Consider the following 23,572-nt stretch of genomic DNA (forward strand, 5'->3'; position numbering starts at 1 on the left):
TTCTATGCATTTAACTTCTATTCAAAATCCAGTCCGTCTGCACTTCATTTATCGCCTGACAAATCGCAACGATCTGGAAAAAACAAACTAAAGCACGTCAGGCCCTGCTCGCTTGTCACGCTCCAGCGGCCCTGATGCAGCAACATGATACTGCGGACGATAGACAAGCCTAGCCCACTTGCACCAGCAGAATCGCGGCGGGATACGTCGGCGCGATAGAAACGTTCGAACAGGCGGGCGAGGTGGTGTGGCTCGATTGTTGCGCCGGTATTTTCTACACTGATGTACGTGCCGTCGTCTTCTTTTTTTGCTGCCAATGTGATGGTAGTGCCGGTGTCTGCATAGCGGACTGCATTTAACAGCAGGTTTGCCAGTGCGCGGCGTAGCAAGTCCGGGTCGGCCCAGATCTTGCCATTGCCTTGCCAGAGGATTTTTATTTCCCGCTCTTCCGCTAGTCCTTCGAAGTATTCAGCAAGCCGGGTAAATTCTGATGCTACGTCCAGTTCCTTGCGTTCGATTGCATGGTCCGCGTGTTCTGCGCGGGCTAGAAACAGCATGTTGTCTGTCATGTGGGACAGGCGTTGCAATTCTTCGAAATTGGAGCCGAGTAATTTTTCATAATACTCATTGCTGCGTTTTTTCCCCAAGGCGACTTCAGTCTGGCCAAGCAAATTATTGATAGGCGTTCTCAGGTCGTGGGCCATGTCTGCTGAGACCTGGCTCAGTTGTGAAAAACCGGTTTCCAGGCGATGCAGCATGGCGTTGAAACCTTCTATGAGGGGCTGCAATTCTTGCGGGCTGGCGCTGCTGTTGCTACCGCTGCTATCATCAATGCGGGTGGAGAGCTTGGCCATGCTGATGGAATTGGTCTGTGCTGCAAACAAAGACAGGGGACGCAAACTGCGCCGCGCCAGCCAGTACGCGAGCATGGCTGTCAGCAATGCAGCCAGCAATGCAACGGCAAATACCTGGTTGCGATATACCATCAACATGCGCGTTCGCTCTGTCAAAAGACGGCCTGTGGTTATTTGCAAATCTTTTCCCTGTTGTCTGGCATCACCAGTTTTCACCAATGCAGAGGCGATGATGAAAGGGGTGTCATCGATACTGGAATGGATGACTGAGGACAAGGCCAGTACAGAGTTTGTAGCAACTGGTTGTATGCCGGGAATGGCGATGCTTGCTGGGTTGACTTCAATCAGCGGCTTTTCACCCGGATATTTTATGATCAGTAATGCTTCGCGGTTTCCCAGCATGTTTGCAAAGACTTCAGGTTTTTCGCGGGCGAGATCGACGATATTCACATCGCGCATCAGGGCCCGTATCTGTTCCACTCTTACCACCAGGGCGGCGTCATCGCGCGTCTCAAGTTGTGCTACCAAAGCGATGTACAACGCATATCCAACGGCTGCCAAGACTGTGAATGACAGCATGGCATACAATAATGCGAGGCGGGTAACCAGGGAGTAAGAACGGGTTTTCAAGTTTCAAGCTCGCAACGATAACCAACACCATATACGGTGTGAATAAGCGTGACAGCAAAAGGTTCGTCTATTTTTTTTCGTAATCTGCGCACGGCAACATCAACAACATTGGTGTCACTATCGAAATTCATATCCCACACTCTTGAAGCGATCAGAGAACGGGGTAGCACCTGCCCCTGATTTTGCAGAAAAAATTGCAGAAGGGCGAATTCTTTGTTTGTCAAAGTAATGCGCGTGCCTGCACGCATGACTTTGCGTTTGGGAATATCAAGTTCAAGGTCAGCCAGCACCAGCACACTATCGAGCTGCTTTTGTCCGCCGCGACGCAAAATGATTTTCACGCGTGCGAGCAATTCTGCAAATGAAAAAGGCTTCAGTAAATAATCTTCTGCGCCTAGCTCAAAGCCTTTCAGGCGATCTTCCAGCGTAGCTTTTGCTGATAGAAAAAGCACTGGTGTTTCAGAACGGTGGCTGCCCTGGCGCAATTGCCGTATCACTTCCCAGCCATCAAGATCGGGCATCATGACATCCAGCAAGATCAGGTCATAATCTAGCTCACGGGCTAAATGTAGCCCGTCAATACCGTTGCATGCGGTATCGACAATATAGCCTGACTCTGTCAAACCATTGCGCAGGTATTCGCTCGTTTTGGATTCGTCTTCAATGACCAGTATTTTCATGCACACTTCCTTCAGTATTGGCGGCAGCGCTGATGCAAAGAGCCAGCCAAATCATCACCTGCATCAGCGTGGCCCTTCACCGCCATCCTGAAAACCGCTGAAAAAGACAAGCTTATTTGCTGGCCGATCTGGCAGCATCTTCTATCATCGCGGCCACTTCTTTGGCGCGCGAGATATAAATAGTATGCGCGCCGTCAAGTTCAACGGTCTGGCTACCAGCGCGTGCTGCATACATGCGCTGCAGGTCCGGATTAATCGCCCTGTCCTGCTTTGCCACCATATACCAACTTGGCTTGAGGCGCCATGCCGGATTGGTGATCAGTGTCGTGTTGACGCGTGCCGCAGCAGGTATTTGCGAGCGTGCCATGAAGTTGGCCACGTCGGCCGACAGATCAGCAGCAAAGTCTTCATGGAAATGTGCAGGATCAACGAAGACGAAGCCGTCAGGTGTGGTGACTGTGCGTATCTTGCCGGGGATTTTATTCTTGTTGGATGCAGTAGATTCGCCTGCATCCGGTGCATGTGCGGCGACATAAACTAGGCCAGCAACCCGCGCATCAGAGCCGGCCTGTGTGATGACTGCGCCGCCATAGCTATGCCCAACCAGGATACTTTTGCCATCCTGACGAGCCACTACCCTGATCGTGGCCGCAACATCTTCGTCCAGCGAGGTGATGGGCTCCTGCACCATGGTCACGTTGTAGCCGTCTTTGGTCAGTATGTCATAGACGGGTTTCCAGCCAGAAGCATCGGCGAACTGACCATGGACCAGGATGATGTTCTTGACTGGGTCAGCAGACGCTGGCGCGGCAGCCAGTGCCAGCAAAAAGACCGAGGTAATTGCAGCAATGGCGCGCAAAGGGGAAATGGTGATCGGCATAAAAGCTCCTTGAGGTTAGTTGACAGGGATGTAATTGGCATTACGACTGAGCAAGTATGTCTAGGGCCTACGAACAGGCTGATGGCAGAGTTATTACAAGAAAATGACAAATTAGCGCTAAAAAGCACGGACATTTGCATTTAGAAATCAGCAGAAATGGAAGGAGCAAAGTCTATGCATTGTCATTTCAAGGTGTTGAAATAAAAACACATTATTTCTATATTTATAACAATATTCTCGCTCCTAACTTATTAATTCATGGTGATTTATGATTTACTTTCTATAAAGTCGCTACCCGGCTTTTTGCCATGAGGACTGGGGCGTTATGTATGTTTTCGCACATACGGCATCACCGCGAAGAATTACAATTCATCGTGACTTAGCTGTAAGCGAATACTCCCTGGCAAAATCTGATGTAGATTGGCTCCTATTTCATGCATTTTATTGTTCAAATTTTACGCATCATGCGCTGACCTTCTATGACAGAGACATCCTATTCAAGCGAAACCCGCAAACCAGCTGCATCGACCACACGCATTTCCACTGGAGTTGCGGGATTGGACGATATTCTTTGTGGTGGCCTGACTGCACAACGTGTTTATCTGGTAGAGGGCTCACCAGGCACGGGCAAAACTACGCTGGGCTTGCAATTCTTGCTGGATGGTGTGGCGCACGGCCAACGCGGGCTGTACATTACTTTGTCAGAAACGGTAGATGAACTCGATGCGGTAGCGCAAAGTCATGGCTGGGACATCAGCAAGATCACGGTATTTGAACTGGCCAATGACAATTCTCTGCATCCGGATGCGCAGCAATCGATATTCCATCCATCTGAAGTTGAACTCGGTGAAACTACCAAGACTGTGATGGACCACGTCAATGAACTAAAGCCCCTGCGCGTGGTTTTTGACAGTCTCTCAGAAATGCGCTTGCTGGCACAAAACCCCTTGCGTTACCGCAGGCAGATACTGGCATTGAAACAGTTCTTCTCACAGCGCGATTGCACGGTATTGCTGCTGGACGACAAGTCGAATAGCCCTGATCAGCAGTTGCACAGTATTGCCCACGGCGTCATCAGCCTGGAGCAAATTGCGCAAGAGTTTGGCAAAGAGCGGCGCCGTGTCAATATCATCAAGATGCGTGGCATCAAGTTTCGTGGTGGCTACCACGACTATATCCTTGAAACTGGCGGCCTTAAAATATTCCCACGGCTGGTGGCAGCTGAACACTATAGAGAATTTGAAACCCGCATCACCTCTACCGGGCTGCCCAGTTTCGACGAATTGCTGGGCGGCGGCCTGGTTGCTGGCACCAATTCCCTGATCGTCGGCCCCTCTGGCATAGGCAAGACGACAGTATCGGTGCGTTGCCTGCTGACTGCACTGGAACGCGGAGAAAAAGCCTCGTTTTACCTGTTTGATGAAGGCCTGGGGACTTTCTTTGCGCGCTCTGCCTCTTTGGGAACGGATGTGCGCCCTTATGTAAAAAGTGGTCAACTGGCGATCCAGCATATAGACCCAGCTGAGCTTGCGCCAGGCGAGTTTGCACAGATGCTGCGCGATGCAGTAGAAATAGACGGCGTAAAATTCATCGTTATCGACAGTCTGAATGCGTATTTGCAAGCAATGCCAGGTGAGCAATACCTGACTTTGCAAATGCATGAATTGCTGTCTTACCTGAACCAACAAGGTGTGACCACGGTGCTGGTCTTGGGTCAGCATGGCTTGATAGGTGAAGTACGTACGGACGTTGATCTCAGTTACCTGAGTGACACTACCGTATTGCTGCGGTTCTTTGAATCAAATGGCAGGCTGCGCCGCGCCATCACCGTGATCAAGAGCAGAACCAGTAACCACCAGTTGACCATCCATGAGCTGCAATTGGCCAATAATGGCATCACTATCGGTGCTGCACTGGAAGGATTTGAGGGCGTATTAACAGGCTTGCCCACTTATCGCGGTGCGACCCCGATGCTCGTGGAAAATACTGATGACGATAGCTAACAATGCACTGGATGAACGTATCCTGATACTTGCGCCCTTTGGCAGGGATGCTGAAGTCATTTATCAATTCCTGATACGCAACAATTTCGACTGCGGCGCAGTGGCTCATTTTGAGGCCATGGTAGCAGAACTGTCGGCTGGTGCCGGTGCCTGCGTAATTGCTGAAGAAATCCTGCAAGATTCCAGCGTCCAGCAACTGATTGCCTGGCTTAGCGAACAGGAACCTTGGTCTGACTTTCCATTTGTGGTACTCATTTCTAAAGGTGGCAGTCTTGCTGCAAGTGCCGCCAGAAGCGTCTTTGATCAGCTAGGCAATATCGTCTTGCTGGAACGCCCCCTCAATTCAGAAACCCTGCGCAGCGCCGCTGCATCGGCATTGCGTGCCAGAAGACGCCAATACGAGACGCGCAAGATCCTGCAAGACAGAATGCTGGCAACTGAGAAATTGCGTGACAGCCAGGCGCAGCTACTGCAATTGAATGAAACACTGGAATCCCGCATCGTTGAACGCACACGCGCACTGGCGCAAGCCAATGACAGATTGATGAATGAAGTCATCGAGCGTGAACGGGTGCAGCAAGCCATGGTGCAATTCCAGAAAATGGAAGCCATGGGCCGATTGACCGGTGGTATTGCACATGACTTTAACAACCTGCTCAATGTTATTCAGGGCAGCATGGATTTGATTTTATTATTGTCCAAAGATGAAATGGCAAAGCGCAAGGCAGAAGTAGCCAGGCGCGCCTGTGAAAGGGGTGGCAAGCTTACCGGCCAGTTATTGGCCTACTCCCGCAATCAAAGACTGGATTTGCGTTCAACTGATGTAGGCGCACTGTTTGAAGGTGTGCGGGAATTGATGAAAACTTCGCTGGGTTCATTGGTTGAACTGGAATTTGAGATGGATGATCAACTGGAGTTTGTCATGGCTGACAAAAACCAGATAGAAATGGCTTTACTGAATCTGGGCATCAATGCCCGCGACGCCATGCCATCTGGCGGCAAACTGACGGTGAAGGCATGCAGGGCAATACCACCGGAAGGCTTACTCCCGCCGGGCGCTTACGGCCTTATTTCTGTCACAGATACCGGTCATGGGATAGCGCCTAACATTCTGGCAAAAGTGTTTGAGCCATTTTTTACAACCAAGGGCGTAGGCAAGGGAACAGGCTTGGGCCTGAGCCAGGTTTATGGCATGGCACAACAATCCGGTGGCACGGCCAGGGTGCTCAGCGAAATCGATATCGGTACCACGATAGAGATATGGCTCAGGTCAGCAGAAGATTTTTCAGATTCAGATAAGCAAAGCTCCTTCCCTGTACTCAGAATGGTGGCTGCAGGTACCCGTATACTGGTGGTCGAAGATGATGACGCGGTCCGGCAATCGATGGTTGAATCTCTGGAGGCACTGGGTTATTCAGTCAGCCAGGCGGCAGATGGCGAGGCAGGCCTGCGTGAACTCAGGCGCGAAAAACCGCATCTGATGATCACGGACTACCTCATGCCAGGCATGACCGGCGCCAAGCTGGTTGATATAGCCAACCAGGAGTTCCCGGGTCTGCCCATGATCATCGCAACTGGTTACGCAGATATGGAAGCTATCGACCAGGTCATAGAAGGTAATAATGTCTTGCGCAAACCTTTTCAGCTCGTCGAACTTGCTTCCAGTGTCGATCAGGCACTGCGCCGGCAGGCAGATCATCCCCGGCATTAGCATCCGCACATATTGCGTTCAATTTTTGTTCGTCATAGCTTTTTGCAAAGCCTGTATTTGTTGCATGGCTGCTTTTGCATTTTGATGTCATGGATTGATGTCCAGGGCCTTTTGGTAAGCAAGGAGCGCTTTTTCATTCATTGCCAGCGTGACGTAAAACTCTCCCAGGCTATCGTATAAGTTCACATCGCCCGGATGCAATTCTATCGCTGCCTGAAGAATTTTCAACCCGGCTTCTGGCCCACTTGTTCCTCTCAAGCGATAGGCAATATCATTGAGGCTAACGGCACTCGCGTCTCCCTTGGCATTAATTCTGAGAGCCGTCTTGAGCGATTCAAGTCCTTTATCTTTATTGCCTGAAGAAATTTCCAGCACGCCTGCAAGTGCATGCGCGCCCTCTGATGATGGATAAATTTCTTGTGCGAGCTGCCCGATCTTCAGCGCCTCATTGGCATTGCCGCTACGGATTAAATCTTGCGCAAGTATCTTTAGTTCAGCAAGATAATCAGGCGCTACTGCGGCATCCTGATATGCGAGCCTTATTTTATGATGTAGCGAAGCTAGCGCTTTCACCAGGCCCGCCTTGCTCACTGTATTGTTTTTAGCTGTCAGGATGTGTTCTTGCATATCGAAATCCTGCTTCACAAATTTGATATGGCTAGTCTTTTTCCAGGCCGCATACAATTGCTCAACTTGCCGTTCAAACGAATCGTCAAAACGAAATGCCGTGGATACCCTACTGTCTTTTTTATACAGGGCGATATAGTCATGAAAGAAAGTGATTGCCGTACTATTGGAATATGACGACAAATTGTGATTCTTTTCATGCAGTTTTTTCGCCATATACGAGCCAATTTTTCGTAACTGCAATCCACCAGCGGGGTGTAGCGCTTCGCTCATGAAAAATTGTGTCTGCTTTGCATCGACTCTGATAGCCTCTGACTTCAAGTGCTGACTGATTTGCTGACTGATTTGCTGACTGAATTGCTGACTGAATTGCTGACTAAACGAACTGAATGCTTCACTTAGTATTCTGCTTTCTTTTACTTCATCTGCATAAGCTTTTTGCTTATGTTCAAAGTAAGCATTGCCTTCATTAAATACCGCCTTCATGGCATCGTAATAGACCCGTTTTTCTGCATCATGGATATACAGCGGTCTGTCCCAGGCCTCACCAGTAATGGCTTCAAATAGCTGCGCGGCAAAAATGCTGGTATCGATTCTTTGCAGATTAGCGGCAACAGCAATCGTCAGACCACGCGAAGGAAAACAGAATAAATAAGTAGAGGTTTCTGGTTGTACACCATCGTGAGAAATAGAGAACCTGCCATTCACAGGACTGGTCAGCCAGCCCGCACTGTAGTTGGTGAACTTAGCCTTATTGGTCTCCATGGAGTCAAACATCATATTTTGTGCGTCTCTGGATACAATGCGGCCATGGATAATCCCGTCGCCAAACTTGAGCATGTCGATGACAGTAGAACGTGTGCCGCCAGCAGAAAAGCGGCTGCTGATGTCAATGAACTCAGCGTGTTTTATCTGCTGGTTCTGTAACTGATAACCGCGTACTCTTTCAGGGATAATGTCATAGGGATCATCCAGCCTCGTGGCAGTCATGCCCAAAGGGCCCCATACATTTTTGCTCATGTAATTGCCATACGCCATGCCAGACGCGCCTTCGATGACGGCACCCAGTAAATTGTAACCATAACTGGTGTAGCGAAATCGTGTACCCGGTTCAGCGATGAGGTCAAAATTTTCAAATACGGCGATGGATTCTCGGGTATTTTTATGCTCTTTGAAATGTTGTTCCAGTTGCGGATTGACATAGGCATTGATACCTGCCAAATGCCCCAGCAATTGGCGCACAGTGATGGGGTATGGTTTTTTGGGGAAGTAAGGCACATAGTTTTGCACTTCTGCATCAAGCTCTACCTTGCCGCTATCTACCAGTTGCAATATCGCAGTAGCCGTCATGGGTTTGGTGACAGAGGCCAGGCGGTAACTGGATGTTGCCGTAGCTGGCACTTTGTTTTCAACATCAGCATAACCATAACCACGTGCCCACATTACCTTGCCTTGCAGATAAGCTATGGATAAACCAGGAATGTTGTCTCTGGCCATTTGACTGACGGCGAACTGCTCAAATTTTTTGAGCCGGATTTGTCTATCGGCATCGGGCTGCAAAGTCGCTCCTGCGTTCTTCGCAGAAAAAAGCAAGATGGACAAGGAGAACAACAGGAATATGTTTCGCATGATGATGAAGATGATGATAGTCGCAAAGAGAACCAGGGCCAGACATCTTAGCCATGCAGCAGCAATAAAAAAGCAAAAACTGCACGAACTGCACTTGCGCTGCCTGATTTGCACTTGGCAATAGAAAAACATGGCTACAATCCATCCATGACTTCAAACTTTACAAAATGCCTGCTATTTTTTCTTTTCTTCTTTGTGCTCCAGCCCTGTCTTGCACAAGTGGATTTGATGGGACTGCGTTTCCAGCACTTACCTGACGATTTTTCTCAATGTGGTGAAACGAATTTGAGGTCTCTGTCTGAACAAGATGTGCAAACAGGCTTTTCCTTGCATGATCTCAAAGCAAAACAACATTACTGTCTGGCAGCGCGCTTCCTGATGCCAATGGCATCAGGAGAATCAGAAGAAGATCGAGTTTTGACTTTATCGCTGCTGGCAGCTACAGAGTTATTTATTGATGGCATCAAAGTGGGGAGCAATGGCAAACCTGCCATCACAAGGGAAGCCGAAATACCTGGATTTATTGATTACAGCGTGAATCTGAAGCCTGGGCAATTACAACAAGGCACGCATCTGCTGGTATTAAAAATGTCCAGTTATCACGGCAGTGAGCAGGTAAAAAATCCTTTCTATCGTTTATCCATCAATGAACAGCCAAACCCGCATGCGAGCAATAACAAGGAGATCATTCTGCCGCTGTTATTGATGGGTGCTTTATTGCTGGTGAGCTTGTTATTCTCTGGCCTGACTTTGTTTTATCAGCGACATGCACACTGGATAATTTTTTTAATACTGTGTCTGGTAGCGAGTAGCCTGTTGATGATCGAAACCTGGCGTGATCTGATTGGCTATGTTTATCCATTCCACCTGACCAGGCTGTATCTGGTGGCCGGGTTGACCTGGGTTTTTGCTGTTTTATTGCCTGTGTATTTCCTGGTTTTTTTCAGGTTTGAACGTCTGTGGTTGATTAGCTGCGTGTTGGGTTTACTGACTGCTGCCGTGACTTTTATCAGTCCTTATTTTGACTACAAGAGTGTGATGATGTTTGGCGTCGCGCTTTTTGCGAGTCTGGCAATTAACTTCATCGCCTATCAGCGCCAGAAAAATGCCAGCAAGATGAGCCTGCTCGTTGTCTTATGTTCTCTGCTGCTGTTTTTGATACCTGCTTTTCGTTTTGAAGAAACTGGCTTTGCCCTGAGTATTTGTTTGTTATTATTCACTCTTTTGCTACAGCTATTACAGCAGTTCACCCACGACAGGCAAAAAGCAGCCCTTGCCACGCAATTGGAAAACCAATTACTAAGACGCAGCTTGCAACCGCACTTCCTCATGAATTCTTTAAGTCTGGTAACAGAATTACTTCATCAATCTCCTCAACAGGCAGAAGAATTTATTCAGGCATTGGGGCAAGAATTCAGGATGTTGAATGAATATGCCAGCCACGCCAGCATCGCTTTGACGCAAGAGTTGGAGTTATGCCAGAATTATTTACAGATCATGAGTACCCGCCTGCAAAAGAAATGTTATTTACAGATACAGGGTGATCCAGCTGCCATCATTATTCCGCCAGCTATTTTATTGACGGTATTAGAGAACGCATTTTCGCACAATAAATACAGGCAAGAGACGAAGTTTGAATTGCATATCCATCGCGGCCAAAAGTCGATAGAAATCATCATGAAAACACCTGCTGTCAATCCAAGAGCACATGCTGGAACAGGTATGGGAAACCATTATATTCACCAAAGCCTGCAAGAAATTTTTGATGGCCGTGCCAGTTATGTGGTGGAGCAAACGGATGATGCATGGTATGCGCGATTTCACTTACCGATCATCTCTACATGAAAACTTGATCAATACAATGCAAAGAAAACTTCATGAAATTATTGATCGTCGAGGATGAGCCCCTGATCGCCCAGCGCCTGTTGCGCGAGGCACGACATTTTTTTGGAACAAAGCTGACTCAACTAGATCATTGTGATGATATTGATGAGGCCCTGGCCTTGCTTGCTGCAACAGACTTTGATTTGTTGCTGCTGGATTTGAATTTATTGGGCGATGATGGCTTTAAAATCTTGCAGTTGAAGCATATGGCAAGTAATGAGAACGCCATCAGCTTCCAGGCAATTATTATATCTGCGCATACTGAACGGGCAGTGACTGCCTTTGGCTTTGGTGTCATCGATTTTGTACCCAAACCCTTTAGCCAGGAGCGCTTATTTCTGGCCTTTCAACGCTTTGAGCAAAGTCAGCCGTCAGAAAATAAAAGTGCTAGCCTGGTGATCAAGAAAATGGGAAATATGGAATTACTGTTGATTGCCGACATCGATTTTTTGCAGGCGGACGGTCATTACAGCAAGATTATCTGCTGCGATGGGCAACAACACTTTCATGAAAAGTCCCTCGATAATATGCTACAAATTTTGCCTGACAATTTCGTCCGTATACACCGTTCCTATGTCGTGAATATGCAGCACTTCAAGCGCCTGGCAATCAATGCGGGTGGTAAATATTCAATCGATACCAAATTTTCAAAAGAGATTCCAGTTTCACGCTCCATGTATCCAAAAATCAAGGAACTTCTTGGTGCTTCCTGATTTTTCAGGGATGCAATGTTCCTGCATCCCTGAACACTGCAATGATTCACGAATAATTCACGACTTATCAGACGATAGCAAGCCGTTCATTTTGTGGGTACATTGCCGCCATGGTTTCTGCATCTATTGCTGTCTTGAACGTGTGTGCATTCTTTACATTCTCTGCGCGCCTGGCTGCTGGCCTGGCGTTTATTTCATCAAACAGTCTTTTGACATTTGGCAGCTTGCTCCAGGCATCATCACCCAGAATAAACGGGATGGCGCGTGCCCAGCCCCAGAAAGCCATATCGACTATGCTGTAATCTGTGCCGACCAGATAGGGTCGTTGCGCCAGACGCGCATCCAATATGCGCCAGTGCCGCCAGGCTTCAAAATCATAGCGGTTCAGCGCATAGATTTTTGGTTCTGGTGCAAAGTGCCTGAAGTGTACTGCTTGCCCTGAAAACGGCCCTACGCCAGTTGCAATAAACATCAGCCATGACAAGGTTTCTGCACGTGTCACCGGATCAGTTGCGGGCAAGAATTGTCCTGATTTTTCTGCCAGATAAAGCAGGATGGCATTGCTGTCGAATACCACGGCGCCAGTTTCTTCATCGACAATGGCAGGTGTTTTGGCATTCGGGTTAATCGCTAAATAGGCTGTGCCATGTTGCTCGCCCTTTTGGGTATCGACAGGCACCAGCTCATACGGCAGGCCTGACTCTTCAAGAAACAGGGCAACCTTGGCTGGATTGGGTGAAGGATGATAATAAAATTTGATCATTTTTTTCTCTTTGATAATAAGGCTGGCATGAACTGATGCAGGCCCGCATGAGCAGGCCCACAATTGTCTAAGGCATCAAGGTGAAATTGACTGGCACCCATTGATAGCCATTACCCGCTTTTTTCAATCGCCCCATGCCGGGGAACTGTATGTGTGAAGCAGCGACGATGACACCGTCTTTTGCGGCCTGGGCAAATACTTTCTGGCGCATGGCAGAGGCTGCTTTGGCATGGCTGTCAAAAGTCACCGTCACCTCAGGCTTATCGAGTTGCACGGAGGCGACGTGGATCAAATCACCCACTACCAGCATTTTTTCACCATTGCTTTCCAGCAGATAAGAGGTGTGGCCGGCGGTGTGGCCTTGTGTGGAATGTGCGCTGAGGCCGGGCAATAATTCACCGTCAGCACTAAAGGTTTGCAGCTTGTTAGCTGCTTTATAGGGGTTGAGCGAAACCATCGCCCCTTCAAAAAAAGACTTCGCATCTGCTGGTGCCTGTTCCATGTTTTTCTGGCTCAACCAGTAATCTGCCTCGGCCTGATGCACATGGATAATGGCATTGCCAAAAGCCATGGCACCATTGACCATCAAACCACCGGCATGGTCGGGATGCAAATGGGTGAGGTAGATATCATCTATCTGTGATGGCTCATAACCTGATGCCTTGAGATTGGCAATCAGCTTGCCCAGGCTGGGGCCAAACAAGTTGCTGGTACCGGCATCGATCAGTATCAGCTTGCTGCCAGTATTGACGAGATAAGCATTCACTGAAGTTTCCAGCGGTGCCTGCAAAAATGATTTTGCCAGCGCATCTTTGGTTTTTTGCTCAGGCTCCATCAATATTTTTTCTACTGGCAGTTTGACGGTACCGTCGCTGAGTGCTGTCACTTCAAATGCGCCCAGCATGGTGCGGTAATACGCCGGGGCAGATGTTTTTACCATCGGTGCTGCAGAATAAGCAGCGCTGCTGCTCATGCCAAAAGCACCAGCGATGGACAGATATAAAGCTGCGCGGGCCAGTGTGTGTAAAGTGTTCTTAATCATGTTCTCTTCCTCCAGGCTATTCGCCATTTGTTGTTAATACCTTGTTGGTGGAAGAGATTTTATTGCTTTGCAAAAATCGATACAATTACCTTCATTGCAAACCATCTTTGCGATTTATGCAAAATAAATTGTAGTGAGAGTGCTTAAAGCAGGCAGCCAAGGTAGTAAAACAGCATTGATGCGCTGCTATTCTCAAAGCCAGGAGCGAGCCGAACCGGACATGCTAATATTATTGCTACTTGTTCATCATGGAGTCAGCATGCGTCTCATTCAACGACATAGTTTTTCTGCGCTACTTGTAGCTGGTATAGGCACGCTGATGGCGGGATGCATGCATGTCGATATCACAGACAAGCAGTACATACGACCCGATAGTTCAACGGGTTACAAGCTCAGACAGAAATTGACGCAGGACGATATACAGAAAATCAATCCGGCAGCTCAGCTCAGGGATGAAACTGTGATTGCCACGGACCAGACCAGGCTGGAAGGTGCCGCGTTCCGGCAAGAGGGCAGTAAAGTCACGGTGCTGTATTTTGGTGGCAATCTCTCGCATGTAGAAGATTCGCTGCCTTTCATGTTGAGAAACGTCGGTGCCTGCAATGTCAATCTGGTGAGCTTTGATTATCGCGGTTATGGCCGCACAACAGGCGTACCTGATATAAAAAACCTGCAGGCAGATGCCTTGAAAATTTATGATGCCGTGCGCGCCAGCACCACTGGCAAGCTGGTGGTGCACGGACATTCCATGGGTAGCTTTGCGACTGGCTTTATTGCGGAGCAACGCCAGCCTGATGGCATCGTCCTGGAAACAACGGCCAGCAATGTCAGGGATATGGTGTCGCTCTCCACGCCGTGGTACGCCAAGCCTTTTGTCAGCGTGAATATCCAGGACAGTTTGCAGCAGGTGGATAACATCAGGGCGATGTCGCACTACCAGGGCCCAACGCTGGTACTGACGGCAGAAAAAGACAAGCAGACCCCGGCAGAACTTGGACAAAAGGTGTATGAAGCAATACCGTCCAAGGCCAAGCGCCAGTTGTACATCAAGGACGCGGGACACACCGGCTTGTTACGCCGCACAGATGTGCAAAAAGCGTATTGCGAATATATACAGCAAGTCAGCCTTTAAAATGTAAGGTCGATGTTTTTACATGCGCAGCATGATGCAAGTGCTGCGCTTTTGTCTTGTTCGCCAATGAATTTGGGGGATCAGGTTTGATAAGCTACTATAATTGACATGAGCTTATGAACAGGATTCATGAATGCAACGCGAAAATTTCAATGACTTGCAGGCTTTTATCATCGTCGCGCGCGAGGGTAGCTTTACCAAGGCCGCGGCGCAACTGGGTGTATCGCAGTCTGCTCTCAGCCACGCCATACGCGGGCTGGAAACCAGGCTCGATATAAGACTGCTGACGCGCACCACGCGCAGCGTCTCACCTACGGAAGCAGGGCAACGCCTGCTCGATACTATAGGCCCAAGGTTTGAAGAAATCGAGGCAGAACTGGCCATCCTCAGCGAGCTCAAGGACAAAGCGGTTGGCAATATACGCATCACTACGGCTGAGCATGCCGCCAATTATGTGCTGTGGCCCAAACTCGAAAAATTCTTGCCGCTCTATCCGGATATCAAGGTAGAAATCAATATCGATTACGGCATGACCAATATCGTCGCGCAACGCTATGATGCCGGTGTGCGCCTGGGTGACCAGATAGAGAAAGACATGATCGCAGTACGCCTTAGCCCCGACATGCCGATCGCGGTAGTTGCCTCACCTGCGTACTTCAAGAAAAATCCCAGGCCGCAAACGCCGCATGATTTGCAGGAACACAATTGCATCAATTTGCGCCTGCCTACTTATGGCAGCATGCTGGTCTGGGAGTTTGAAAAAGCGGGCGAAAAACTCCATGTCCGGGTTGAAGGCCAGGTTATTTTCAACAGTACCAGCCCGCGCTTGCGCTCAGTGCTGGCTGGCATAGGCCTGACTTATCTGCCGCTGGATATGGTGGAGCAACATGTGGCTGAAGGCCGCCTGGTGCAGGTGCTGCAGGACTGGTGCCCGGTTTTTCCTGGCTATCATCTTTACTATCCAAGCCGCCGGCATTCTTCGTCAGCATTCAAGCTTTTGGTGGAAGCTTTGCGGCATCGCTGACCAGCATCTGCAGTTGACACAATCTTGCGTATTTGAGGCTGGACAAATACGCGGCCAAGGCCTGTATTTCAGCTTCTTTCAAGTCTGTGGTACTGGCGCTCATGGGTTCATAAATGCGTTCGCCTGTCCTGTCCCTGTAGCGCCTGATGGTTTTTTTGAGATAGTCGATTTGCTGGCCTGCCAGCCTGGGCGTGGTTTCATTGCCATCTGCATGCCCGGCATGGCACATACTGAAGCCTGCGGTATAGATTTGTCTGTCCAGTGAATAACGCTTCTTTGCCTTTCAGGCAAGCCCCATGCAAATATTTTATAAGCCCGTTTGTGTTGAAAATGACAAACACATGTGAAATTGAATTGCATCAATGGCCGGGCGGATCAGGATTGAGAGCAATTTGTCATTAAAATGAGGCTAAATCTGGAATCTGACTGGTAATTTATCGACAAATCGCGGGAGAAGTACGGCATTCAGGGTATAATCCTATTGCAAGAGAATTCTTACTTCCGATAAATCGAAGTTTTTCTGACAAGAGCGCTGAAACTGGCGTTTCAGGCAGTCTGCTACAGACGTGCTTTAGTTTTTAAGCTCACTGGCCTTGAGCGCAATCTTCTGGCTGTTATCCAAGTACTGTGTTGATGTGATGGCAAAGCCATCTGTGCACAGCCTCTTTCAACACTCACACTCTTTTCGTCTCACGGCATCAGACGATCAACAGTGAGTTCACCGTAATCCCTTGCAGATGATTATGTGATTGTCTGCCATCAGTGACGCAGTCTGTGTACAGGTGTCACGACCTACTATAAAGATGATAAAACCATGGCAAAAGAAGAACTGTTGGAAATGAATGGTCAAGTTGAAGAAGTGCTGCCCGATTCACGTTTTCGTGTGAACCTGGAAAACGGCCACAAACTGATCGCTTACACGTCCGGCAAGATGCGTCAGCATCACATACGCATACTGGCCGGTGACAAGGTGACGCTGGAATTGTCTCCTTATGATTTGAGCAAGGGCAGAATCACATTCCGCCATATTGAAACACGCGGACCATCAGGTGGTGGTCAGCAACGTCGTCGTTACTGATCGCAGCTATCGTAGCAGCAGCAAATACAGCAGATGTAAAAAAATGGGGCATTGGCCCCATTTTTTTGTCTGAAGAAAAGTCCCAAGGCGCGCCGTGAGCACCATCTCCTTATCAAAAATCTCAAAAAAATACGTGCAGTCATGCGTGTATTCATGCGCGTATTCATGCCTTAAAGTCTACCTAAGAAAAATGGTGCGCATGGCGCATACATGGACGCCCCCCATTTGCAAGAGCATTTTCAAATTAAACCTGACCTAGTCGATTGCAGCCATACATTCGGTCTTTATTGCAGCCTCTTGATGACTGCTGACGCATGATGAAATACGCTGATGGTCGCTCAATCACCCTATCGTGCTTATCGCACAGTGCGCCGAACGAGCTATGGACCATCCCGGTCTGACCTGTCCTGTCTTCATTTGAGTTTGCCCAAACAATCGGTGGTGTGCTCCGTTTCTTTGTCTTTGCTGCTATTTTTCCTGCTACTGCATGACTTTGTTACTTCACCTGGCTTCCTGCCTCGCCCCTGCTTTGTGGTTGCTACTGTTCTTTCAAACCGTGCTGATTACGTGCAGACGTCGTTGGTCTGCACGTAATCAGCACGGAATACTTCTCCGCTCTGCAGCATCGCCCAGATCCTCCTGGCATTCTTGGCTGCCAGAGCACACACGGCGATGTTGTGTCCCCGCCTTTTGGCCAGTTGTACGACCCAGTCTTCGGCATAGGCCGGTTTGTTGATCCTGGCCTGCAAGACGGACCTGGCCCCATGGACGAGGAGTTTGCGTACATAACCATTACCTCGCTTGCTGAGTCCCAGCAGGACTTGTTTGCCACCACTGCTGTGTTCTCTCGGTGTCAGCCCCAGGGCATTGGCAAACTTGCGTCCTTCTGTAAAGTTCTCTGCCCGTCCAAAGCTGCCGATGATGGCGGTGGCGGTGAGGACGCCTACGCCGGGGATGGTTTCTATGAGTTTGCAGGCGGGATTACTTTGCAGTACTTGTTTGATCTGTTTCTCTACTTTGCCAATTTTTTCTTCTAATTCACTGAGATACTGTAGTAACTCATCGACCAGGCCGTTGAGTATGCCGAGCATGCCGCGGCTTTGTTCTTGCCAGAGGGCGACTTCGCGGCGCAGGTGGCGCAGGCCGGGAGTGAGTATCTGACCAAACTCAGCGAGCAGGCCCCGTATCTGGTTGGCGGTCGCAGTACGGTGTTTGACCCAGGCTTCTCTTACTCTGTGCAGGGCTTGTATCTGTTGTTCTTCACGACTGCGTATCGTCACTCTCTGGATACTTTCTCTTACTGCTGCTTCTGCGATACCTGCGGCATCTCTGGCATCGGTCTTGTTTCCTTGCACAAAGCCTTTGACATACTGGGGTGCCATCAGCTTGACATCATGCCCAAGTGACTGGATCTGCCGCGCCCATTCGTGCGCTCCTCCACAGGCTTCCATGCCTACCAGGCATGGTGCCTGTGAGGCAAAGAATCCCATGACTTCGCTACGCTTGAGTTTCTTCGACAGGAGCTTCTTGCCCCGGGCATTGGCACCATGAACTTGAAAAATATTCTTTGCCAAATCCAACCCAATTACGGTAATCTTTTCCATGACGCTTCCCTTCTGTTAAGTAGTTTGTCGAAACTCTACTTTGGCACATCACGATGCCGTTTGGGAGGGAGGCGTACATTTCATTACCCTACCAGAGGCAGGCCAGGTCTCTGATTTTTTCAATCGCTGACAAGACTTGTGAAGCCTTGCCAGGCCTGAGGACAATTCGAAATCACTCAGGAAAGCGCACCAGCTTCTTGCCATCCTTGGGTATCTGATACTGCGCCACATTCATCTGCATGGCCAGCAAAGTGTAATAGGCATTGATACCTGTCAGATCCACGATCCCCTTTTTACCAAAGCGCTTCTCAGCACGTTCATAGCTGCGGTCGGATACGCGTTTGTTCTTGTGTAATTCCATCGAAAAGTCATAGACGATTTCTTCATCGTCTGTCATGCCTGTCGGACGTCTGCCATCGGCAATTGCAGCGGTCACTTCTGGTTTGATACCCGCCTTGAGGGCGATGGGGTGATGCACATACCATTCATAATCCTGCGACCATTCACGTGCAGTGATCAGTATCACCAGTTCACTGAGGGTAGTGCCCAGGGCTGATTGGTACCGCAGATAATCACCCATGGCACGTGCCTGACTCATGACTTGCGGGCTGTGCATCAGGGGCTCGAAGGGGCCAAAGACAGGCACCTTGCGCGTTGCCAGGAATTCTTCCGCGGCTTTCTTTTGTTCTTCTGTGTATTGCGATGGCGGTATCACAGGAAGGCGTTCGGCAGCCTGGGCCAGGGTATTGATGGTCATGGTGAGTATGATAGGAATGAGAATATTGTTCAGTGTAATACGTTTCATGATGTCTCCTGTATGTACTGCTTTGTGCTGCTTTGGGCTAGTGAATTTCAATTCTCGCTCTGGCGTTGCACCCAGTGGACTACACCTTCAAGGCTGCGGAAGTCTGCAATAGAGCGGCAGGCGATTTGTGGGTGGCGGGCTTGCAGCATTTTGGATAATGCAGAGCCTGGCCCCAGTTCCAGCGCATAGCTGATGCCGCTTTCAGCCATTGCATCCATACAGGCATGCCATTGTATGGTTTGGGTCAGTTGAGCCTGCAAGCTACTGCGTATGCACACTGCTTTCGTGACTTTTTCAGCGTTTATACCTGCCAATACAGGAGTGTCGGTTTCATGCAAGGGAATGTCATTCAGTGCCTGCGCAAAACCAGGTGCAGCAGCCAGCATCATCGGTGTATGTGAGGCGATGTGCACAGCTATTTCTGTGTATGCAATATCGTGTCCAGGCAGCCTGGCAATTTCAGGTATTGCCGCGCTGAGCTTGCCTGCCAGACCGGCGATGATGGTTTTATTGTCTGCCGTGATGATGGCAACGTGCAGATCATGGCTGGCAGCGAATTCTTGTATATCAGTGATGGCGACGCCAGAAACTGCCAGCATACCTTGCGGTGTGTACACGCAAGCTTGCATCAAAGCTGCACGGGTAGTAGCGAGTTGCAGGGTAGCTTGCACATCTATGCTGCCGCTGACTGCATGCGCAGAAATTTCGCCTATGCTGTATCCGGCGACCAAGTCAGGTTTGGGTAAATTATCGCGTAGCGCCAGCCAGTTGGCCAGTGTGGCGGCGACAATCAAAGGCTGGGCATAGCGGTTTTCAAATAGCAGATCAGGTAATGAAAGTGCTTCTGCGAGTGTGTGTTGTTCTATCTTATGGCTCAACGCATCTTGCACAAAACTGGCCGCCTTTGCGTCCTGCCTGGCCAGCGCAAACATATCCGCAGACTGCGCCCCCTGCCCTGGACATAGCAGGGCGAACTTATTCATGTATCCTCGTTACTGAAAATTCTTCCATGCAGTAATGTACAAAGCATGTTGCAGCCAGCATATCTGCTGCGCCTCCTGGTGACAGTCTGCGTGCGATGAATTCTCGATGACAGTTCTCTGCAATGATCAACCATTGCGGATTAGCTGTGCCACCGTGATCCAGAAATTTTTGTGCCGTATCTTTGGCATAAGCTATTCCTGCTATGCCGCCGCGATGATAGAGATTGGTGTCGCTGATATGTGCCATCAGAGTAAAGAAGCAATCGACTTGCGCCAGATGCAGACTGCGATCGTCTTTCAGGCTTTGCTGCAAACGTGGCAGTGCAAGTTCAAAGATGGAAGGGAAACCCAAGGCCGCCTCTTCCCTCGCACCGCTGGCAGCATATCGTTTTGCCGCCTGCAAGCCGTGACTCAGATGCTGTGTATCTTCTGGAGCACTGTGCACTGACAATGCCTGTCCCCATTGCGATATGAGAGCCTGCCGTAAAGTCACAGCCGTCATTACGCCGTCACGCGACAAACAATATCCTGCCGCTGCACTGAGCATGCCCAAAGCAAAGATGGCACCTCTATGCGTATTGATGCCCCTGGTCGCTTTCAGCATGCGCTGTTCTGCTGCCATACCCAGTTGTCTTAGCACTTCAAATTCAGCACCAATGGCACCAGCGAACGCAATGTCTCTGAAATAATGGCGCAGAGAAAACAGGCTGCGCATGAAACAGGCAGCATCCATGTCGGTATGGCTACCATTGTCGCGCAGGGATACCAGACCGGGTTTGGGATACAAGACCAGCTCGGCATAAAGGCTGCGCACTGCGATTCTGGCGATCTGCTGCGCCACACATTTTTTCTTGCTCTCGCAATTTGCTACGGACGCAGTTGGCAGGTAGCGATAAGCACGAGCAATTTCTAACATGGCAATTCACCCTCGGCCAACAGATCAAGCAGGCTTTGCCGGGCACGCAGGCTGACACCATGCATGTCTTTGACCATCACGCGTTGCTGATTAAAATCCTGGCTTGCGTGAGCGGGCTGTATCCACTCCTTCCACGACACTGCTGCCTCGCCAGGAAATACAATCTCCCCATCAATCGGCAGCGTTTGCAGCTCTTGCAGCAAAGCCAGACCAGCGCGCAATTGCGACTGGTGATAAGGCCGGAACAGAATATCGATATCTGAAGTCGCACTCAGATAATTTTGCCCTGTCAAAAACTGCATGGCGACCGAGCCATACACGCGTAGCTTGATACCCGCCATCAGGGCTTGCTGGTGCAGGTTTTGCAAACCTGCCTGCCATGCGGGCGGTACAACAGCAATGACAGTATGCAAGGACAAGGCAGACTGGTGGATGGCGATGTGCCCAGCTTTTACTATCGCAGCAAAGCGCAGCTTGTTGCCATCGACAGGTGGTAGCGGGAAACCTATACAGACTTCATCTTCTGCCGCATCAGGATGGCGGCGTGTGACTACCGCGGGCCATTCTTCCTGCTGCCATTGTCTGAGCAAGTCTGGTGCGCCAAAAGACTGCAAGGCAGCCAGCCATGCTTCATCAGCAAGCCAGACCAAATCATGTCTTTGATATTGCGCGATACTGTCCATACCCTATTTTACTGCTGCAGCCTGAGATAGAACAGCTTCTATTACCTGCTGTGACTTGCGGCGGCCACCACGCTGTTGGCCCAGTTCACTGCGCCTGTCAGTTGCATCTGCCTGCAACAAGGCATCGCGTAAGCACTGTGCCAGATCGCCTTCCCATATAGCCTGCACGCCACCCATACGTTCATAGTTTTTAGGGCCGGGGGCGAACACGGGATTATGCAGCGCCAGTGCAGTCAGTTTTTCTTCAGGCACCTTGGTAATGCGTGCCATCGCTGGCAAGCCCATGACGCGTATGGTGGCTTCTGTCAGGGCATAACAGGCATCGGCCATCATGCCGCTGGTGATGAAGCCGCCAGACAGAGCCTGGTCATAGACCAGCGCGATGATCTTGTGGCCAGATTGTCTGGCTAACTCTATGCATTTCCCAAGATGTGCCATATAGCTGTTGATGCCCAGCATTTCATCTCTGTGACGCAGGCGCTGGCCCTGGGTATCAACCAGCAGAAAAATTGGCCTTTGGGGATGATCACGTACCGTCGCCAGCACAGCTCTCGCTTGTGCCAGTGCTATCTCTACGCCTATCGGTGTATGACCACTGGTGCCGATGACGCTGATGCTCTGTCCAGCTATAGTCGCTGTGCCAGATATAAAATCATCGGCGATGGTGACCTCGTGACCTTGCGGGAATAATTGCGCAAGTAATTGCATGCTATCCATGTTGGCGCTCCGTCTGCCTGATGCTGGCGCTCATTTGCAAGAAAGCGTCGGTATCGAGCATGGCAATATCCTCAGGATTTTCTATGCCCATGGCAGCCCAGATATCCATGGGTTCAGTCTTGCTACCAAAATCTTGCAGGCGTGCTGTCAGCATTTTTTGTTCTGCTTCCAGTGCAGCCAGGCTAAGCGCAACTTCGCTTTGTACACTGTCCTGCATGGCTTGTACTATCGCCGTCTTGAAGGCGGCATCATCGTCGGCCACCAGCATCTGGCAATCGCCGAGCAGGTAGCGGTGCTTGCCGCCGGTGGTACGCCACACCAATGCGCGGTCACGTGAATCAAATTCTTCTACGCCATTCGCGGTTTCTATGACTTCAGGACCGGACATGGCGAGACGCGCTTCTTCCGACATGATGATGGTATTCGCACAGCGCGAGACTATGCCCATGCCGCCAAAGCAGCCATTGCTGCCGCCGATGACGACGATCACGGGTATGCCTGCCGCACGCACAGCCAGCAAGGCGCGCATGACTTCAGACACGGCTATCAGACCCGCATTGGCTTCATGCAGGCGCACACCGCCGGATTCTGCCAGCAGGACCAGTGCCTGCGGTTTGTGGACGACAGCAGCGCGCATGAGCCCTACCAGCTTGGCCCCATGCACTTCGCCAACTGCGCCGCCCATGAAACCGCCTTCCTGCGCGGCGACATAGACCTGCCTGCCATCGATGATGCCGCGACCAATGACGACGCCATCATCAAATGACACCGGTGCATTCAGTTGCGGCAGATGTGGACTGGTCCACTCTTTTGCGGGTGGCAGAAATTCTGTGAAATCGCTGATCAGTGCGGCCACTCTTTGCCTGGCAGTTGCTTCGAGATAGCTACTCATTTGGCGTGCTCCAGACAGGCTTCTATGGCCTGATCCATGCGCAGGCTGACAACAGCGGGGGTAGCGCCCATGTCGTTGATGGCAATGCGACAATCTGCCAGTTGCCAGCGCTGGTTAAAGTCATGCATGACTGCTTGCCAGATCGCACCAAAACCGGTGGCAGCCGTGCTGATTTCTATCTCGCAGGCTGACTGCAAATCCACAGCCTGCACCAATACTTCAAGGTTGCCGGAACTGACCACGCCTACCAGTTGCGCTGTTGATCCCAGTTTGCGCTGCCCTTGCTCAAAACGGTATACCAAAGTTTCCATGATGACGATCC

The 23,572-nt window shown here is 50.0% G+C and carries 22 protein-coding genes; 7 read left to right on the forward strand and 15 right to left on the reverse strand.

All coding sequences use genetic code 11. From position 1 onward, the window contains the following. Nucleotides 1–44 precede the first annotated feature (44 nt). The 3 genes from ACO0LL_RS00575 to ACO0LL_RS00585 form a co-directional block, all read right to left on the reverse strand. On the reverse strand, nt 45–1,484 hold the full coding sequence (locus ACO0LL_RS00575) for a heavy metal sensor histidine kinase (RefSeq protein ID WP_422948952.1): 1,440 nt from the start codon (nt 1,482–1,484) through the stop codon (nt 45–47). Continuing rightward, complete coding sequence (locus ACO0LL_RS00580) at nt 1,481–2,164, reverse strand: heavy metal response regulator transcription factor (protein WP_422948953.1); 684 nt, start codon at nt 2,162–2,164, stop codon at nt 1,481–1,483. Before ACO0LL_RS00580 ends, ACO0LL_RS00575 begins: the two co-directional genes overlap by 4 nt. A 112-nt stretch (nt 2,165–2,276) precedes the next feature. After that, entirely contained in the window at nt 2,277–3,044 is a 768-nt protein-coding gene (locus ACO0LL_RS00585) for an alpha/beta fold hydrolase (RefSeq protein WP_422948954.1), read from the reverse strand. Nucleotides 3,045–3,523: 479 nt separating this feature from the next. On the opposite strand from ACO0LL_RS00585, the gene ACO0LL_RS00590 reads away from it, so the two are divergent. Beyond that, nucleotides 3,524–5,047, forward strand: coding sequence for an ATPase domain-containing protein (locus ACO0LL_RS00590; protein WP_422948955.1), 1,524 nt, complete (start codon nt 3,524–3,526; stop codon nt 5,045–5,047). Then, nucleotides 5,034–6,758 (forward strand): response regulator, encoded by a 1,725-nt coding sequence (locus tag ACO0LL_RS00595; RefSeq protein WP_422948956.1) that lies wholly within the window; start codon nt 5,034–5,036, stop codon nt 6,756–6,758. The genes ACO0LL_RS00590 and ACO0LL_RS00595 overlap by 14 nt, the downstream gene beginning before the upstream one ends. 87 nt (nt 6,759–6,845) lie before the next feature. On the opposite strand, the gene ACO0LL_RS00600 is transcribed toward ACO0LL_RS00595, so the two are convergent. Then, entirely contained in the window at nt 6,846–9,014 is a 2,169-nt protein-coding gene (locus ACO0LL_RS00600) for a serine hydrolase (protein ID WP_422948957.1), read from the reverse strand. A 417-nt stretch (nt 9,015–9,431) separates the two neighbouring features. On the opposite strand from ACO0LL_RS00600, the gene ACO0LL_RS00605 reads away from it, so the two are divergent. Beyond that, nucleotides 9,432–10,859, forward strand: a complete 1,428-nt coding sequence (locus ACO0LL_RS00605; RefSeq protein ID WP_422948958.1) for a histidine kinase — start codon at nt 9,432–9,434, stop codon at nt 10,857–10,859. A gap of 32 nt (nt 10,860–10,891) precedes the next feature. Further along, nucleotides 10,892–11,611 carry a LytR/AlgR family response regulator transcription factor gene (locus tag ACO0LL_RS00610; RefSeq protein ID WP_422948959.1) on the forward strand — a complete coding sequence of 240 codons (720 nt, stop codon included), beginning with the start codon at nt 10,892–10,894 and terminating at the stop codon, nt 11,609–11,611. 67 nt (nt 11,612–11,678) lie between these two features. On the opposite strand, the gene ACO0LL_RS00615 is transcribed toward ACO0LL_RS00610, so the two are convergent. Then, nucleotides 11,679–12,374, reverse strand: coding sequence for a glutathione S-transferase family protein (locus ACO0LL_RS00615; RefSeq protein WP_422948960.1), 696 nt, complete (start codon nt 12,372–12,374; stop codon nt 11,679–11,681). A gap of 67 nt (nt 12,375–12,441) precedes the next feature. After that, nucleotides 12,442–13,416, reverse strand: coding sequence for an MBL fold metallo-hydrolase (locus tag ACO0LL_RS00620; RefSeq protein WP_422948961.1), 975 nt, complete (start codon nt 13,414–13,416; stop codon nt 12,442–12,444). A 259-nt stretch (nt 13,417–13,675) separates the two neighbouring features. Between ACO0LL_RS00620 and ACO0LL_RS00625 the strand changes: the two genes are divergently transcribed. Both ACO0LL_RS00625 and ACO0LL_RS00630 read left to right on the forward strand, forming a co-directional pair. After that, the gene (locus tag ACO0LL_RS00625; RefSeq protein ID WP_422948962.1) at nt 13,676–14,548 is read left to right on the forward strand and encodes an alpha/beta hydrolase; all 873 of its coding nucleotides are present in this window, start codon (nt 13,676–13,678) and stop codon (nt 14,546–14,548) included. 133 nt (nt 14,549–14,681) lie between these two features. Beyond that, the gene (locus ACO0LL_RS00630) at nt 14,682–15,572 is read left to right on the forward strand and encodes a LysR family transcriptional regulator (RefSeq protein WP_422948963.1); all 891 of its coding nucleotides are present in this window, start codon (nt 14,682–14,684) and stop codon (nt 15,570–15,572) included. Here ACO0LL_RS00630 and ACO0LL_RS00635 read toward each other — a convergent pair. Next, a complete protein-coding gene (locus tag ACO0LL_RS00635; RefSeq protein WP_422949319.1) occupies nt 15,538–15,834 on the reverse strand; it encodes a c-type cytochrome in 297 nt (98 codons plus the stop codon). The genes ACO0LL_RS00630 and ACO0LL_RS00635 overlap by 35 nt on opposite strands. A gap of 552 nt (nt 15,835–16,386) precedes the next feature. Here ACO0LL_RS00635 and infA point away from each other — a divergent pair. Continuing rightward, nucleotides 16,387–16,650 carry a translation initiation factor IF-1 gene (gene infA, locus ACO0LL_RS00640; protein WP_162039515.1) on the forward strand — a complete coding sequence of 88 codons (264 nt, stop codon included), beginning with the start codon at nt 16,387–16,389 and terminating at the stop codon, nt 16,648–16,650. Between the two features lie 563 nt (nt 16,651–17,213). On the opposite strand, the gene ACO0LL_RS00645 is transcribed toward infA, so the two are convergent. The 8 genes from ACO0LL_RS00645 to mdcC form a co-directional block, all read right to left on the reverse strand. Next, nucleotides 17,214–18,254, reverse strand: coding sequence for an IS110 family transposase (locus ACO0LL_RS00645; RefSeq protein WP_422948964.1), 1,041 nt, complete (start codon nt 18,252–18,254; stop codon nt 17,214–17,216). A gap of 172 nt (nt 18,255–18,426) precedes the next feature. After that, nucleotides 18,427–19,059, reverse strand: a complete 633-nt coding sequence (locus ACO0LL_RS00650) for a carboxymuconolactone decarboxylase family protein (protein ID WP_422948965.1) — start codon at nt 19,057–19,059, stop codon at nt 18,427–18,429. Nucleotides 19,060–19,106: 47 nt separating this feature from the next. Next, nucleotides 19,107–20,042: an ACP S-malonyltransferase gene (locus tag ACO0LL_RS00655; protein ID WP_422948966.1), complete on the reverse strand. Its 936-nt coding sequence runs from the start codon at nt 20,040–20,042 to the stop codon at nt 19,107–19,109. After that, a complete protein-coding gene (mdcB, locus tag ACO0LL_RS00660) occupies nt 20,035–20,958 on the reverse strand; it encodes a triphosphoribosyl-dephospho-CoA synthase MdcB (RefSeq protein ID WP_422948967.1) in 924 nt (307 codons plus the stop codon). The genes ACO0LL_RS00655 and mdcB overlap by 8 nt, the downstream gene beginning before the upstream one ends. Beyond that, nucleotides 20,952–21,641 (reverse strand): malonate decarboxylase holo-[acyl-carrier-protein] synthase, encoded by a 690-nt coding sequence (mdcG, locus tag ACO0LL_RS00665; RefSeq protein ID WP_422948968.1) that lies wholly within the window; start codon nt 21,639–21,641, stop codon nt 20,952–20,954. Before mdcG ends, mdcB begins: the two co-directional genes overlap by 7 nt. 3 nt (nt 21,642–21,644) lie before the next feature. Continuing rightward, the gene (mdcE, locus tag ACO0LL_RS00670; RefSeq protein WP_422948969.1) at nt 21,645–22,358 is read right to left on the reverse strand and encodes a biotin-independent malonate decarboxylase subunit gamma; all 714 of its coding nucleotides are present in this window, start codon (nt 22,356–22,358) and stop codon (nt 21,645–21,647) included. Then, nucleotides 22,351–23,250 (reverse strand): biotin-independent malonate decarboxylase subunit beta, encoded by a 900-nt coding sequence (locus tag ACO0LL_RS00675; RefSeq protein ID WP_422948970.1) that lies wholly within the window; start codon nt 23,248–23,250, stop codon nt 22,351–22,353. The genes mdcE and ACO0LL_RS00675 overlap by 8 nt, the downstream gene beginning before the upstream one ends. Further along, nucleotides 23,247–23,561 carry a malonate decarboxylase acyl carrier protein gene (mdcC, locus tag ACO0LL_RS00680; RefSeq protein ID WP_422948971.1) on the reverse strand — a complete coding sequence of 105 codons (315 nt, stop codon included), beginning with the start codon at nt 23,559–23,561 and terminating at the stop codon, nt 23,247–23,249. Before mdcC ends, ACO0LL_RS00675 begins: the two co-directional genes overlap by 4 nt. Nucleotides 23,562–23,572: the final 11 nt, after the last annotated feature.

The sequence above is a fragment of the Undibacterium sp. TC4M20W genome (assembly GCF_049340245.1).
Lineage (GTDB): Bacteria > Pseudomonadota > Gammaproteobacteria > Burkholderiales > Burkholderiaceae_D > Undibacterium.

What these genes read in the sequence shown, in the direction of transcription:
- ACO0LL_RS00585 (WP_422948954.1), bottom strand. Translation starts at nt 3,044, where the DNA reads ATGCCGATCACCATTTCCCCTTTGCGCGCCATTGCTGCAATTACCTCG.
- ACO0LL_RS00625 (WP_422948962.1), top strand. Translation starts at nt 13,676, where the DNA reads ATGCGTCTCATTCAACGACATAGTTTTTCTGCGCTACTTGTAGCTGGT.
- mdcG (WP_422948968.1), bottom strand. Translation starts at nt 21,641, where the DNA reads ATGGACAGTATCGCGCAATATCAAAGACATGATTTGGTCTGGCTTGCT.
- ACO0LL_RS00675 (WP_422948970.1), bottom strand. Translation starts at nt 23,250, where the DNA reads ATGAGTAGCTATCTCGAAGCAACTGCCAGGCAAAGAGTGGCCGCACTG.
- ACO0LL_RS00615 (WP_422948960.1), bottom strand. Translation starts at nt 12,374, where the DNA reads ATGATCAAATTTTATTATCATCCTTCACCCAATCCAGCCAAGGTTGCC.
- mdcB (WP_422948967.1), bottom strand. Translation starts at nt 20,958, where the DNA reads ATGTTAGAAATTGCTCGTGCTTATCGCTACCTGCCAACTGCGTCCGTA.
- ACO0LL_RS00620 (WP_422948961.1), bottom strand. Translation starts at nt 13,416, where the DNA reads ATGATTAAGAACACTTTACACACACTGGCCCGCGCAGCTTTATATCTG.
- mdcE (WP_422948969.1), bottom strand. Translation starts at nt 22,358, where the DNA reads ATGGATAGCATGCAATTACTTGCGCAATTATTCCCGCAAGGTCACGAG.
- ACO0LL_RS00650 (WP_422948965.1), bottom strand. Translation starts at nt 19,059, where the DNA reads ATGAAACGTATTACACTGAACAATATTCTCATTCCTATCATACTCACC.
- infA (WP_162039515.1), top strand. Translation starts at nt 16,387, where the DNA reads ATGGCAAAAGAAGAACTGTTGGAAATGAATGGTCAAGTTGAAGAAGTG.
- ACO0LL_RS00600 (WP_422948957.1), bottom strand. Translation starts at nt 9,014, where the DNA reads ATGCGAAACATATTCCTGTTGTTCTCCTTGTCCATCTTGCTTTTTTCT.
- ACO0LL_RS00590 (WP_422948955.1), top strand. Translation starts at nt 3,524, where the DNA reads ATGACAGAGACATCCTATTCAAGCGAAACCCGCAAACCAGCTGCATCG.
- ACO0LL_RS00655 (WP_422948966.1), bottom strand. Translation starts at nt 20,042, where the DNA reads ATGAATAAGTTCGCCCTGCTATGTCCAGGGCAGGGGGCGCAGTCTGCG.
- ACO0LL_RS00630 (WP_422948963.1), top strand. Translation starts at nt 14,682, where the DNA reads ATGCAACGCGAAAATTTCAATGACTTGCAGGCTTTTATCATCGTCGCG.
- ACO0LL_RS00580 (WP_422948953.1), bottom strand. Translation starts at nt 2,164, where the DNA reads ATGAAAATACTGGTCATTGAAGACGAATCCAAAACGAGCGAATACCTG.
- mdcC (WP_422948971.1), bottom strand. Translation starts at nt 23,561, where the DNA reads ATGGAAACTTTGGTATACCGTTTTGAGCAAGGGCAGCGCAAACTGGGA.
- ACO0LL_RS00610 (WP_422948959.1), top strand. Translation starts at nt 10,892, where the DNA reads ATGAAATTATTGATCGTCGAGGATGAGCCCCTGATCGCCCAGCGCCTG.
- ACO0LL_RS00595 (WP_422948956.1), top strand. Translation starts at nt 5,034, where the DNA reads ATGACGATAGCTAACAATGCACTGGATGAACGTATCCTGATACTTGCG.
- ACO0LL_RS00645 (WP_422948964.1), bottom strand. Translation starts at nt 18,254, where the DNA reads ATGGAAAAGATTACCGTAATTGGGTTGGATTTGGCAAAGAATATTTTT.